Annotated in this window: 15 protein-coding genes; 5 read left to right on the forward strand and 10 right to left on the reverse strand. The window is 39.4% G+C overall.

All coding sequences use genetic code 11. The features are described 5' to 3' along the window. Positions 1–130: 130 nt before the first annotated feature. From HGJ91_RS15290 to HGJ91_RS15310, 5 genes are all read right to left on the reverse strand, one after another. Complete coding sequence (locus HGJ91_RS15290; RefSeq protein WP_291348715.1) at positions 131–1,159, reverse strand: ATP-binding protein; 1,029 nt, start codon at positions 1,157–1,159, stop codon at positions 131–133. Positions 1,160–1,297: 138 nt separating this feature from the next. Further along, positions 1,298–1,573 carry a type II toxin-antitoxin system RelE/ParE family toxin gene (locus HGJ91_RS15295; protein WP_291348716.1) on the reverse strand — a complete coding sequence of 92 codons (276 nt, stop codon included), beginning with the start codon at positions 1,571–1,573 and terminating at the stop codon, positions 1,298–1,300. Continuing rightward, entirely contained in the window at positions 1,564–1,791 is a 228-nt protein-coding gene (locus tag HGJ91_RS15300) for an antitoxin, RHH family protein (RefSeq protein WP_291348717.1), read from the reverse strand. Before HGJ91_RS15300 ends, HGJ91_RS15295 begins: the two co-directional genes overlap by 10 nt. A gap of 226 nt (positions 1,792–2,017) precedes the next feature. Then, entirely contained in the window at positions 2,018–2,872 is an 855-nt protein-coding gene (locus HGJ91_RS15305) for a nucleotidyl transferase AbiEii/AbiGii toxin family protein (protein ID WP_291348718.1), read from the reverse strand. Continuing rightward, a complete protein-coding gene (locus HGJ91_RS15310) occupies positions 2,865–3,518 on the reverse strand; it encodes a hypothetical protein (RefSeq protein ID WP_291348719.1) in 654 nt (217 codons plus the stop codon). The genes HGJ91_RS15305 and HGJ91_RS15310 overlap by 8 nt, the downstream gene beginning before the upstream one ends. Before the next feature lie 178 nt (positions 3,519–3,696). Between HGJ91_RS15310 and HGJ91_RS15315 the strand changes: the two genes are divergently transcribed. Continuing rightward, entirely contained in the window at positions 3,697–5,058 is a 1,362-nt protein-coding gene (locus tag HGJ91_RS15315; protein ID WP_291348720.1) for an AAA family ATPase, read from the forward strand. Positions 5,059–5,260: 202 nt separating this feature from the next. Here the strand turns inward: HGJ91_RS15315 and HGJ91_RS15320 are convergent, their stop codons facing one another. The 3 genes from HGJ91_RS15320 to HGJ91_RS15330 form a co-directional block, all read right to left on the reverse strand. Next, complete coding sequence (locus HGJ91_RS15320; RefSeq protein ID WP_291348721.1) at positions 5,261–6,382, reverse strand: ATP-binding protein; 1,122 nt, start codon at positions 6,380–6,382, stop codon at positions 5,261–5,263. A 169-nt stretch (positions 6,383–6,551) separates the two neighbouring features. Next, entirely contained in the window at positions 6,552–7,805 is a 1,254-nt protein-coding gene (locus HGJ91_RS15325) for a type II toxin-antitoxin system HipA family toxin (RefSeq protein ID WP_291348722.1), read from the reverse strand. Then, entirely contained in the window at positions 7,802–8,053 is a 252-nt protein-coding gene (locus HGJ91_RS15330) for a helix-turn-helix domain-containing protein (protein WP_291348723.1), read from the reverse strand. Before HGJ91_RS15330 ends, HGJ91_RS15325 begins: the two co-directional genes overlap by 4 nt. 183 nt (positions 8,054–8,236) lie before the next feature. Between HGJ91_RS15330 and HGJ91_RS15335 the strand changes: the two genes are divergently transcribed. Beyond that, positions 8,237–9,634, forward strand: a complete 1,398-nt coding sequence (locus HGJ91_RS15335; RefSeq protein WP_291348724.1) for a Fic family protein — start codon at positions 8,237–8,239, stop codon at positions 9,632–9,634. Positions 9,635–9,767: 133 nt separating this feature from the next. Here HGJ91_RS15335 and HGJ91_RS15340 read toward each other — a convergent pair whose 3' ends face one another. Further along, the gene (locus HGJ91_RS15340; RefSeq protein ID WP_291348725.1) at positions 9,768–10,640 is read right to left on the reverse strand and encodes a nucleotidyl transferase AbiEii/AbiGii toxin family protein; all 873 of its coding nucleotides are present in this window, start codon (positions 10,638–10,640) and stop codon (positions 9,768–9,770) included. Beyond that, a complete protein-coding gene (locus tag HGJ91_RS15345) occupies positions 10,627–11,175 on the reverse strand; it encodes a type IV toxin-antitoxin system AbiEi family antitoxin domain-containing protein (RefSeq protein WP_291348726.1) in 549 nt (182 codons plus the stop codon). Before HGJ91_RS15345 ends, HGJ91_RS15340 begins: the two co-directional genes overlap by 14 nt. Positions 11,176–11,350: 175 nt before the next feature. On the opposite strand from HGJ91_RS15345, the gene HGJ91_RS16560 reads away from it, so the two are divergent. The 3 genes from HGJ91_RS16560 to HGJ91_RS15355 form a co-directional block, all read left to right on the forward strand. Then, entirely contained in the window at positions 11,351–11,671 is a 321-nt protein-coding gene (locus HGJ91_RS16560) for a BrnT family toxin (protein WP_367142617.1), read from the forward strand. Further along, positions 11,652–11,921: a BrnA antitoxin family protein gene (locus tag HGJ91_RS15350; RefSeq protein WP_291348727.1), complete on the forward strand. Its 270-nt coding sequence runs from the start codon at positions 11,652–11,654 to the stop codon at positions 11,919–11,921. Before HGJ91_RS16560 ends, HGJ91_RS15350 begins: the two co-directional genes overlap by 20 nt. Positions 11,922–12,051: 130 nt before the next feature. Beyond that, the coding region (locus tag HGJ91_RS15355) for a DUF6088 family protein (RefSeq protein ID WP_291348728.1) at positions 12,052–12,241 on the forward strand (190 nt) is incomplete at its 3' end.

Here is a 12,241-nt window from a genome sequence, read left to right on the forward strand (position 1 = left end):
AAAGATTCCAGGAATTGCAAAAAAGTTCAAGGCAGCGTTAATGTTGAGAGCCAGTTATGGGCTGTTCGGATTTCAGCACCATTTGGAAATGTTTTTTCCTTTTTTAATTCTTTGACAACCTGAACCATTTTTAACTGTGGAAAAATTTTCTGAACACTTCAAAATTTGAACTCAAGTTATTGTCTTTCCATTTAACTTCCACCATTAGTACTGGATCATCATCGGATGTGGTACAAAAATCAATCTCTTTTTTATCCTTGTTTTTCAGGTAAAACAGCTTTTTTGTTTCTCCAAAACAATCTTCCCGAAAATGTATTTCCTTTTGAATGGCACATGCAACAGTGTTCTCCAGTTTAATACCCTGATCACCCATGACCTGCCCGGTATCATAAAAATAGAATTTAGGCGCTTTTTGAATTGCCCTGGCAATATTTTTATGAAAAGGGGGAACTTTAAAAATTATATACATATTTTCAAGTATCGTGAGCCATCTTTTTACAGTTTTATCAGAGCATTGTAAATCCTGCGATAAAGAGGCATAGGATATCGGGCTTCCCACACGGTGTTTTAATAATTGAATCAGTGTTTCAATCTGGATGATTTGCTGGACATTCTCAAGATCAATTATGTCCTGCTTTAAAATAATATCCAGGTGTGATTTTTTCCAACGATTGTAAAATCGGGTTGTCCCGTTTAAAAATGGTTCAGGAAAACCGCCGGAAATTAAAAGTTTGTCTAATTCCGCTTCAAGGTTATCAGGGTTTAAAAAATTGTTAATTTCTTTTAAATCCAGGGGATGCAATCTAAACTGGAAAAATCTTCCCGCCAAAGAATCGCCAACCTTTCTGTAAGTGTCGAGTTTGGCGCTGCCGGTAACAAGAATTGAGGGCGGAATGCCTTCCGTATCATAAACTCCTTTTAACCATGATTTCCAGTTCTTTAACTTATGAAGTTCATCAAAGATAACAATCTTTTTTGATCTGTCCCAGGATCTTTCCTGCAAGCCCAACCTGTCGTCCGGATTATCAAAGTTGAAGTAATCATAATCAGGATTTAACATTTTGGACAGCGTTGTCTTTCCTGTCTGGCGTGGCCCGGTCAGCAGGATTATTTTTTTATCCAGATCTTCCTGAATATATTTTTCCAAGTATCGTTTCATATCGTCTATATCGGATTTAATTCCGAAATAGTCAAGACTTTTTCGGAATTAAGTCCGATGTGAAAATCAGATTGCGCCACAATATTTATTTTACATGGCGTTACATGGCGCAATAATGAAAATAGATTTCTTCATCTTTTATCTGCGTTTTTTGATGAGTTTGTAAACTTCTTTTCTGTGAATTATACCAAAGATAAAAATAGTGTTACCAGAAACCTTGAAAACAATACGGTAATCTCCGACTCTCAACTTCCAGTATCCTCTGAGGGTTTTCCGCAATGGTTTTCCATAGGTTTCAGGTTGCGTGGCCAGCCGATCTTCAATGGCTCTTTTGATCATGCCTTTGTTTTTAGCATCAATTTTAGGCAGGTCGGATAGTTTAACATCCGGGTGGTATTTGAATTTTAAGACCATACATCGTCATGACTCAGGGCTTTTGAGTTATCCCATGATTCTTCCCTTTTTTTGGCAAATCCAGAAAGGGCGATATCCTCTTGAATTTCCAAAGCCTCTTTGATCAAATCCCTGACTTTAGCGGACAATGAGACATTGTCCTTTTCTGCCAGAAGTCGAACATCCTGGTAAAGTAAATTATTCAGGACTACATTTATACGTGGATTTTGAGACGGCATACGCTTCTCCTTTAAATAAAATTAAGTTTAAGTGTAACAGTGATGACACACCATGTCAAGTTTTGGAGTAACAGGCATTTAAACAGAAACAACGGGGAATATGCTCTATTGCCTTCTTTCTTATGGCCAACAGGATAGTCCTTCAAGAGCATGGATTCAATCCGACCCCACTCCAGAAAGCTTAAAAGCCCCTTTTTGGCCCTGAAAAGTGCACTCTAAGACCATTTCAGGCTTTTGTTATTATGAGTTTTTCTATTTTATGAGAAAAAAAATTTTTATTCCATAAACTCAGACTATGCTGCTCTAACGGTCTGAGAAATAGCCGGACATCATCTGCTGCAGCCGGCCAATCAATATGAACGGCTTTTCGAGTCAACTCTCGTTTCAGCCATTCTATATTAAAATTAATTTTTTGTTGTCCCCATGGCCCCCACTGAAACAAAGCTGCTTGTAAATGGGCAAGGTTTGCCTGAACACCCTTTTTTACGTACCAGCTAAAGTCATACCAGTCTCTACCCTTCAGATAGGGCCTGCAAAGCAGTGCATGAATTTTTAACGCGAAATTGCTGCTTAAATCCTGATGGCAGATTTCAAAATCCAGAGGGAAATCCAGATAACTATATTCAAAACCAGAACTATCAGGAGGGTCTACATCAATCTCTAATTTAATTTTTTGCATTTGTCTCGGGTTGCCTCTGAAAAATGACAGATTAAGCTGGTTGCAGATTGAACTGTCTTTGATCAGGGCTTTTTTTACCCGTTGATCCATCCTGCTTTTATCTAATACTTGTGATTTAAGTCCGAATTCTTCAAAATGGCCACGCATACCCTGAAGATATACAGGCCAGTTAAATTCAGGATCAGGTATTTTCAATATAAAATCAAGGTCTTCTGAAAATCGTTTCATTCCATGTAAAATCCTCAGACTGGTGCCGCCTTGGAATGCTGCCACCTCAAAAAAACCAGCTCGCCACAAACTATACAGGGCAATATCCTGAAGAATTTCTTTAACTGCATGATTTTCTTCCAAATTATTGGCTGCGTTATAGGCAGTTAATTTTTCCTGAATCAGCTCAATCAATGTCTAATTCCCTGCTAAGACACGATAAATATGAATTTACCCGTTTATGTTTGTAAATCAATTTTAAAATTTTAATGTCATTAGCAGTAATGGCAGCTAATGATTCCGGATCAATTCGCAGTCCTTCTAAAAGCCAGTCCCTTCCTTCCCAGGATAATTTTCTCAAACAAACCAGATCCATTAATGCCCTGCATGGTTTTGCCACCAGCATGGTTTGACCGTTTACCTGATGCCGGCTCACCAATTCCAGAAAATACTCTCGTTGAACTGCAAGGGGTTGAAAATTTAAAATTCCCATTTTTTCCTGCTCAAATTGGCGGGATTTCCGGCCGGGCACCACACTTGCTGTTGTAAAAACCGCCTCGGGAATCCAGCCGTGGTATGCCAATGCTGTCTCAAAAGAAATATAACTGCCAGGCGCAATGGCTTGTGCCAGAACAAACGGGTGGCACTGATAATCCCGAAATCGCTCATTGAGCATATACAACCCGCGTTGAAATCGAGATAATTCCCCGGTTTTAATCGCACGGTTAACCAGACTGTGACGGCGCTGTGCACTTCCACCTACCAGCCGTTTCAGTTGAGAAACTTTAAGTATCCTATTTGCAAGTCCCTGCTCAATGATCTTATTTGTTAAGGTGTTCATGTTCTATAAAATACCATATACTTTCACAAAATGAAAGTATATGGTATTTTTATTCATCTAAGACCATTTGTGGAGCGTAAATTTCCCTTTACAATTGGAGGAAAATTGATATAATTTGCCCTGACAATTGGTTGTAAAACACTATAATTTACCCTTGCAACAGGATTAAAGATTCAAAATGATTGAGCGAACAGCTTTGAAGTATTTGATAACATGGAAAGAGAGTAAGAATAGAAAACCTTTGATTCTCAGAGGCGCTCGTCAAGTTGGAAAAACGACTGTGGTAGAAATTTTTTCAAAACAGTTTCAAAACAGGATTTTTTTAAATATGGAGGATGCAGAGCATAAGAGATTTTTTAAAGAGAGTTTGTCCTTCAAAGAAAGAATTTCTGCAATTTTTCTTGCTCATTCCACTTCAGTAAATGATAAAAACACTTTGTTGTTTATTGATGAGATACAGGCCTCAAAAGAGGCTGTGGCGACACTTAGATATTTTTATGAATTCATACCTCACGTCTATGTTATTGCAGCCGGCTCTTTGCTCGAAACAGTCATCAATACCAAAATAAGTTTTCCGGTAGGACGAGTGGAATATTTAATGATTCACCCCTGTTCTTTCAAAGAGTTTTTATACGCACTAAAAGAGTATGAAATTGCCAACTTGTTTTCACAAATTCCATTTCCGGACTACGCTCATGACACAACGATAAAACTTTTCCGAGAGTATATGCTTGTTGGTGGAATGCCTGAAGCGGTTTCTGTCTATGCCGGGAATAGAGATATGGTTGAGGTTAACAATATTTATGAAGGATTAATTTCATCATTTATTGAAGATGTTGAAAAGTATGCATCAAATGGATTTATTCGGGTTGTGAGACATATCTTGAAAACAGCTTTTCCGTTTGCCGGAAATAGAATTAAATTTCAAGGTTTTGGAAACTCTCTTTATTCCTCAAAAGACGTTCATGAATCATTGAATTTACTTGAAAAAGCAATGTTGATGAAATTGATATATCCGACTACGGCAGTCTCATTACCCGCAATAGATAACCTGAAAAAATCACCCAAACTACAGCTTCTTGACAGTGGAATGTTTCATTATCAGGCAGGCCTTCAACAAGAACTGTTTATTGAGGAGAACCTTGAATCCGTTGCTTTTGGAAAATCTATTGAGCATACAATGGGAATAATGCTGTACGCAGAGTTCATGAAACCGTCTTCAAAGCTGAATTTCTGGGTTAGAGAAAAGCGTCAGTCAAGTGCAGAGGTTGACTTTGTATTTCCCTATAAAACATTTTTAATTCCCGTTGAAGTAAAATCAGGAGCGGCCGGGAAACTTCGCTCTTTGCATCAATTTATGGATCGTACACCCCACAACATGGCTGTTAGATTTTGTGGCAGCCCTGTCTCTATTGAAATTGTAAAAACAGTCGGTGGGAAAAATTATAATTTACTGAATTTGCCATGGTATTTAGCAGGTGTGCTTAACGATTATTTTAAATATCTTGATCAAAAGCGTATTGATCAACAAATCGTCTAAGCTGGTGATTGTCGCCCCCAAAAATAACACATGGATTTGACACCGCTGACAGAGTTTTTTCCAAAACAGGGCATTTGTTTTCTAGCTAATTGAGCCCGATCTCCTTTCCAAATATCAGGGATTGCGCCATGATATTTGTTTTATATGGCGCAATAATGAAAAAAGTTTCATTTTGACGTAGCCGCAATATTCCCAATATAACTTACAATAACAATGACTCAAGATATTTCATGCCCTTGCAGATCCTGACACCGTTGTCCATTCTCTCTCGTTTCAAATGCAGTACCAGTTGAGCAGCCGGGATATCATACCGTTTGTTGAAGTTAAGCAATGCCCTGGTCGGTCGGGACTCGGATCGTTTGACTTCAATCATCAATTCAGGGGTATTGTCCTGAACCAGACAAAAGTCAACTTCAGCGCCATCCTTGGTCCTGATGTAGTGGAGAGACGCTGGCTTTCCTTCAAGGTCAACCTGTGCGTAAACATGTTTCAAAAGGCACAATGCTGCCAGGTTTTCAAAAACTGCACCCTCATCACCTTTTATCATGCCGGTGTCATAAAAATATATTTTCGGTGTTTTTAAAACAGATCGGGCAATATTTCTGGAATATGGGGTTACTTTGAATATAATAAACAATGATTCCAGTATCTGGATATATTTTTTTACGGTATTGGGCGAAATACTGACATCTTCGGCAATAGACTGATAGGAAACCGGAGAACCGGTCCTTGATCTTAACAAATCAAGGATTAACTGGATCGCCTTGAAATCGTGAATTCGCTCAAAATCAAGAATATCGGTTCGAATCAGGCCGTCCACATACTGCATCCTCCAGCGATCAGCATCAATACTGCTGTCCGTTAGAAAAGGTTCTGGAAATCCTCCCCGGCTTAGAAAAAAATCCGGGTCCACAGGGACATTAACATGGACAGCTTCAGCAGGTGAAAAAGGGAGCAGGCGATGCCTGAAAAAACGACCTGCTAAAGAATCTCCCTGCTGCCTGAACGCTTCCAGCCGCGCGCTGCCGGTAACAAGAATCATCATATCAGCAGGTTTGGTATCATAAATACCTTTAAGATAGTTCTTCCATCCATTCATTTTATGGAGTTCATCAAGAACAAGCAGCGTTGTGTTTTCCAGCCAGGCCTCATCTTTAATTATCCTGCGGTCACCGGCACTGTCATAATTTAAATATACGCTTCCGGGAAACAACCGGGCAATATCTTTTGCAAGCCAGGTTTTGCCAACCTGTCTCGGACCGGTGATAAAGACCATCTTTTTTTTCAGGTCATTAATAATTTGTTGTTTTTGCTGCCTTTCCATATGTCTATTCTGCATCACTTTGCGGAAAAGTCAAGACTATTCGGCAAAACGTTGCAGAATAGTCATGCTCTTAACAATTCCTGTTAAAAAACACATTATTTTCTATCTGCGTTTTTTGATGAGGTTGTAAACTTCTTTTCTGTGAATGATACCAAAGATAAAAATAGTGTTACCGGAAAAAAGTTTTCAACTGAACAATGTTTGATTGGATAACTCTATTTAAATCTTCATAAATTCTGGCTTCACCATAGCTTCTCTCATGATCTGCCATTAAACCGTTTACTTCGTTTCCTACAGCCTCACACATTTCGTTTGTTAATGATATCAATAGTTTTTTCCGGACATTCATGTCCCTGGCAAAGATTTCAAAAGAATGATTTTTAATCCGATCGAGCCTGAAAGTTCGGCCGATCGCCATTGCAAACTTATTTTCCAGAGGATACACCTGAGTCGAGACTAAGTCATAGAACGGAGCTAATTTAAAATCATTGCTATGTAAAATAGAAAAATTTTTACCATGAGCATCATGATTACCAATAATATAATTAAAAATCATCATACGTATAAAGAGGAGTCTGTTCGTTGCGCCTTTATTTGATAAGTATTCATCAATTAATTCTCGACATTCCGCAAATCCCGGGCCACCAGTCTCTTGATATTTTTGTTCAGCCGGATATCCCATGGCTTGACAAAAATCCTCCTGGTGAATACGAACAATTTCCTTGTTAAGTTCCTGTCGATCATATCGGTCCACTATAAACAACTCATGTCCGCCGATTTTCTTGATTTTAGAACGTGGAATCGAAAAACCTGATCGCTGTGCCAATTCCATACAAAAAGCTTCATTTCTCGGGATATCGTTAAAACCGGCATTAATGGGTTTAATGATATGTGTAGTTGCAGAGCCTGAATTCTTCGGTAAAAAAAACTGAGTATTTTTAATATAAACCGGCAACTTGTCCTGTGCCCCGGCCAAAGATAGTTTTGCTTGTCTCATTTCCGGATATAATTTATATCTCCCCGGATCAACCAGCATTTTATCAAGAGCCTCTATCAACTCCTGGGTAATATTTTCATATTGACCAGGGGTGAAATCAGGGTCTTGATCAGCAGGGATGATAGAAAGTGCTCCCGCACAATCTTCTCCAAAATTTTCTAAAAAGGCATAGGTGTCCTTTTTGCCAAATCTGTGACGGAAGGCCAATACTGTCCTTGTGTTGCTTTCCGGAAGAAGATTTTCGAAAAAAGCAGTACTTGCAGCCGGTGCAAATTTTTCTTTCCTGCAGGGAAGTGAAAGAGAAACAGGTGCAGATTCATTCCTTATCCAATCTTGAGAATATTGAAATACGACCCTGCCTTTTTTGTGACGATCCAATGTGCCGACCAATCGTTTATTCCATATAACCTGTAATCGATCTGTCATTTTTCAGTCTCTATCGAATCGGGTGTCACATATAGTTTTAGACCTAAAGCATGAAGTAATACAAAAGCCTTGTCCATCTGTATTGTCTCTTTTCCTCTTTCAACATCACTGATGAATTTCACGCTTGTGCCTGTAATATCAGCCAGATCTGATTGCCTCATCATCTTCTTTTTTCGGGTGTTTTGAATGGCTTTCCCAAGGTATTTAACTAAACGGACACGGTATGGATATACAATGTTTTCTTTCATATTAACCCTCAGCTTAACCGTACGATAAAAAACAGGACAAATTATCAAGTTTCACCGTACAGTTAAATTTTCCAATTGTCAAACATCTTCACCGAACGGAGGGTATTTTTTCAAATATCAAGTATTGCGCCACAATATTTATTTTATGTGGCGCAATTATGAAAAATGTGCCATATTGTTATCATGACAAAGCAAATACGGCAAAATGAGTTAGATGCTGTTCTGAGCGCAGTCGGTCAATTTCCTGAAGGCGCGTCTGTTAAAGATGTCAGCACTGTCATGGAAAAATTGTTATCCCGCCGGACGCTTCAGCGCCGTCTGGGGCAACTTGTAGCGCAGAAAAAGCTGATCCTGAAAGGCCGGGGCCGGGGCAGCAGATACATTGAAAAAGTAAGACTATCATTAGATGCCACACTCCCCACGCTTAAAGGTGAATCTCATGCCGAGGTCTATATCCCCGTATCCCGGAAAGGAGAGCAAATTAAGCAGGCGGTTCGCAAACCGGTTCAGAATCGTCAGCCCGTGGGGTATAATAGAAAGTTTATCGATGATTATATTCCCAATACAACCTTCTACCTTTCTCATGAGATCCGGCAGCGTCTTTATGAAATGGGACAATCGCTGGATGATTGCCGGCCGGCCGGAACATATGCACGGCAGATATTTAATCGTATTTTGATTGACCTGTCATGGAATTCAAGTCGTCTGGAGGGCAATACCTACTCATTGCTTGAAACAGATCGTCTGCTTGAATTTGGTGAAGTCGCCGAGGGAAAGCAGGCAAAAGAATCACAAATGATTCTGAACCACAAGGCTGCTATCGAACTGTTAGTGGGACAGGCCAGGGAAGTCGGATTCAACAGCTATACAATTTGCAATCTTCATGCGCTTTTATCGGACAACCTGCTGACCGATCCAGGGGCGTGCGGGAGGTTGCGCGCCATTCCGGTTGGGATAAGCGGGACAGTTTATATTCCCCTGGAAATGCCGCAGTTGATAAAAGAGTTTTTTTTAAAACTGCTTGAAAAAGCGACTGCAATTGAAAACCCGTTTGAACAGGCTTTTTTTGCAATGATCCATTTGCCATATCTCCAGCCATTCGAAGACGTAAACAAGCGGGTCTCACGCCTGTCTGCAAATATTCCCCTTATTCGAGAGAATCTATGCCCCCTTTCGTTTGTTGATGTGCCTGAGCAAGCCTATATTGACGGACTGATGGGGATGTATGAACTCAACAGGACTGAGCTGCTCAGGGATGTTTTTATATGGGCATATGAGCGTTCCTGCGCCCGTTATTCAGCTGTCCGCAGTTCACTTGGAGAGCCTGATCCTTTCCGGCTTCGCCACCGCACACTTATTTTTAATATCGTCAATAATGTTGTGCTGGGTGTTATGAATAAAAAAATGGCCGTGTCTTTCATAAAACAAAGCGCAGTCGAAAAGATTGAGTTAAAGGAACGAGATCGGCTTGTTGAAGTTATAGAAACGGAATTGATGGGCCTGCATGATGGAAATATTGCCCGTTACCGCATTCGCCCTTCAGAATATGAGAAATGGAGAATAACATGGACCGCACAATGATGATTAAAACCACTACATCTCAACAAAATAACTTTATCAGACATATATTGCTTCCTGTTCTATTCGTTCAAAGAATTTGCTATTACTTAGGCTGCGTTTCCGAACAATTTCAATTTTTTTATTCAATTTTTTTTCATGTCTTGGTCAGAATATGGATTATATGGTCACATTCAGTATGTACAAGATTAATTAAATACTCCCAGAATGCCTTGTTTTCAATTGTTGTGGAGATAATCTGCGGGGGCAGAAAACGTTTCATTTCCCAGGTAAAGTCTGAATTTGCCTCTGGTTTGTTTGCTAAAGCTTTTTGCCGATCGCCCAGTAGTGCAATAAATTTTTGAATATCACATTTATGATCCTTTATTTTTTTTGCCACCAGATCAACCGGCACGTCAATATTTTGCTGTTTAAGCCAGCTTATATCCCATAAATCCCGATTTTTTATTCTGTTTGGCCGTAAAGCCAGGGCAATAAATTTATCTGCCAGTATTTCCTGCCTGCTTTGTGCCAGGACAATCAAACCGGATGTTCCCATATCAACATTGTAATGATTTCGTAGGAGAACAGGACGTCTGTCATAACTGGGGATCGCACAAATATCAATATTGATCCTCTGAAGAGGCAGATTTTTCTGTTCCGGCCTGGTGGTTATCTTTAGTTTCCAGGTATCTGCATTGCCGGTTTCCTTTATCGGTTTGCTGATAGTGATATGCAGACCATATTTTTTGTATAAGCGGCTTATCAGTACATCACTCAAGTTATTCAACATTGTGCGTTTGAAGTTATGACCGCCTGTAAAGTCTAAATCTTCACTCAGACGTTTGGATCCATAGCAGGAGCGCAAACAGGTTCCGCCAATAAAGGTAAGATTTTCCAATAAACCTGCTTCGCTCATCTCACGTAAGATATCATGATGAAGAAGTTCTTTTTCCACAACTATCTTTAATGGCGACAGTTCTCCATGGTTTTTCATGGCCTGTGAAACCAGTTGATCAAATAAATTCATTGGCAGTTTCCCAGTTAATTAAATCTGTGTTTCGTCTGGTTCGTTTCATGTCTTTAACTGCCTGCTTGATTGATGCACGCCATAAGTGGCAGCGAAAATCATATGTAAGCTCACAGGCAAGAGCCGCAGGTATATTTTTAGTATGGATGAACTCTATGTGGCCAAATGCTCCGCAATCAATAATATTACTGCGACCGGAAGACATAAGCGTAATCCAGTTCATGGGGATTTGAGATATCACCCCTGTATCGCTTAACACAGACTCCAGGCTTAAATAATTAAATTCATGAGCCCGAAGCCGTGCAGCCGCATGATACAGAACCAGACCTGTTTCAAAAGAGACCTTTGGGTAAAGATAAAGCCCCCGGCAGATACGCTTGAGCAGACCATTTTTAACGGCACGGCTTATAAGTACCCTGAACGCCCCTTTTGTCTGGTCCGGATTAATCCCTCGCAGGTCACCCAGGGAAAACATAAAATGTTCTTTATCTGCAAGTTCTGATAAAATAAGATCTAATTGCCTGATAGTCTGCATATTTTTATAATCTCTCCACAGTAAGTTACGTTTATAGTAACTTTATGTAGAGAGATTGTCAACTATCTAAACTGGAAAAATCTTCTATGGTTTTGCTGTCAAATTTTATGGATTCGAGAACAGTTTTGGCCATAATAACTTGACAAAATGTATAGCATGAATATATACATAATATATGTATGGGATATACAGGAAAATATCATATCAATGTCTCGGCTTTGATTGGGATAAAGGGAATGTTGATAAAAACTGGCTGAAACATAAAGTCAGCTCTGCAGAGTGTGAGCAAATTTTTTTCAACCGCCCCTTAGTGGTTCAAAACGACATAACACACTCAAAGACTGAGAAAAGATTTTATGCGCTTGGCAAAACAGATTCGAAAAGATCTCTATTTATTGCATTTACTGTAAGAAAAGATCTTATTCGTGTCATTTCAGCAAGAGATATGAGTCGTAAAGAAAGAGAGGTGTACAATAATGAGCAAGCGAATACCTGAATTTAAAAGCGAAGACGAAGAAAGGGAGTTTTGGGCCACTCACGATTCAACTGAATATATTAATTGGAATCAGGCAGAAAGGGTCACATTTTCAAATCTCAAGCCTTCGGTAAAAAAAATATCCCTCCGCCTTCCTGAGTCTATGCTGGAAGAGCTGAAACTTTTGGCAAATAAAAAAGATGTGCCATATCAATCTCTTTTGAAAATTTTCATAGCAGAGCGTATCGAAAAAGAACTTCGAGCACATTAGAGTCCAAGTTCCTTACAAAACGTTTTCATGGGCAGGACTCTCACCCCGTTTTCAAACATCAGATATTGACTTTAGTCTAATTGTCGTATATTTGTATTTTAACTGTCGTATATTTGTATGGAGTTTGCTTATGGTTGCCAAGGTCAAAAAAACATTAGAAAGAAAAATTTATTATCGTATTAAACGTGCTAAAGTATCTACATTTATACCATCCGATTTTGCAGATTTTTCTGACCGGGATCAGGTACTGCGCGTATTGAGAAAATTGATTCAGAAAAATATTATTATCCGTGTCGGTCAAGGTGTCTATACACGGGCAA

Source organism: Desulfobacula sp. (assembly GCF_014237455.1).
Lineage (GTDB): Bacteria > Desulfobacterota > Desulfobacteria > Desulfobacterales > Desulfobacteraceae > Desulfobacula.

Coding starts and splice junctions, on each gene's coding strand:
- HGJ91_RS15325 (WP_291348722.1), bottom strand. CDS start 7,805: ATGACAGATCGATTACAGGTTATATGGAATAAACGATTGGTCGGCACA.
- HGJ91_RS15350 (WP_291348727.1), top strand. CDS start 11,652: ATGAGCAAGCGAATACCTGAATTTAAAAGCGAAGACGAAGAAAGGGAG.
- HGJ91_RS16560 (WP_367142617.1), top strand. CDS start 11,351: ATGTATGGGATATACAGGAAAATATCATATCAATGTCTCGGCTTTGAT.
- HGJ91_RS15300 (WP_291348717.1), bottom strand. CDS start 1,791: ATGCCGTCTCAAAATCCACGTATAAATGTAGTCCTGAATAATTTACTT.
- HGJ91_RS15335 (WP_291348724.1), top strand. CDS start 8,237: ATGACAAAGCAAATACGGCAAAATGAGTTAGATGCTGTTCTGAGCGCA.
- HGJ91_RS15345 (WP_291348726.1), bottom strand. CDS start 11,175: ATGCAGACTATCAGGCAATTAGATCTTATTTTATCAGAACTTGCAGAT.
- HGJ91_RS15340 (WP_291348725.1), bottom strand. CDS start 10,640: ATGAATTTATTTGATCAACTGGTTTCACAGGCCATGAAAAACCATGGA.
- HGJ91_RS15330 (WP_291348723.1), bottom strand. CDS start 8,053: ATGAAAGAAAACATTGTATATCCATACCGTGTCCGTTTAGTTAAATAC.
- HGJ91_RS15315 (WP_291348720.1), top strand. CDS start 3,697: ATGATTGAGCGAACAGCTTTGAAGTATTTGATAACATGGAAAGAGAGT.
- HGJ91_RS15320 (WP_291348721.1), bottom strand. CDS start 6,382: ATGGAAAGGCAGCAAAAACAACAAATTATTAATGACCTGAAAAAAAAG.
- HGJ91_RS15310 (WP_291348719.1), bottom strand. CDS start 3,518: ATGAACACCTTAACAAATAAGATCATTGAGCAGGGACTTGCAAATAGG.
- HGJ91_RS15290 (WP_291348715.1), bottom strand. CDS start 1,159: ATGAAACGATACTTGGAAAAATATATTCAGGAAGATCTGGATAAAAAA.
- HGJ91_RS15295 (WP_291348716.1), bottom strand. CDS start 1,573: ATGGTCTTAAAATTCAAATACCACCCGGATGTTAAACTATCCGACCTG.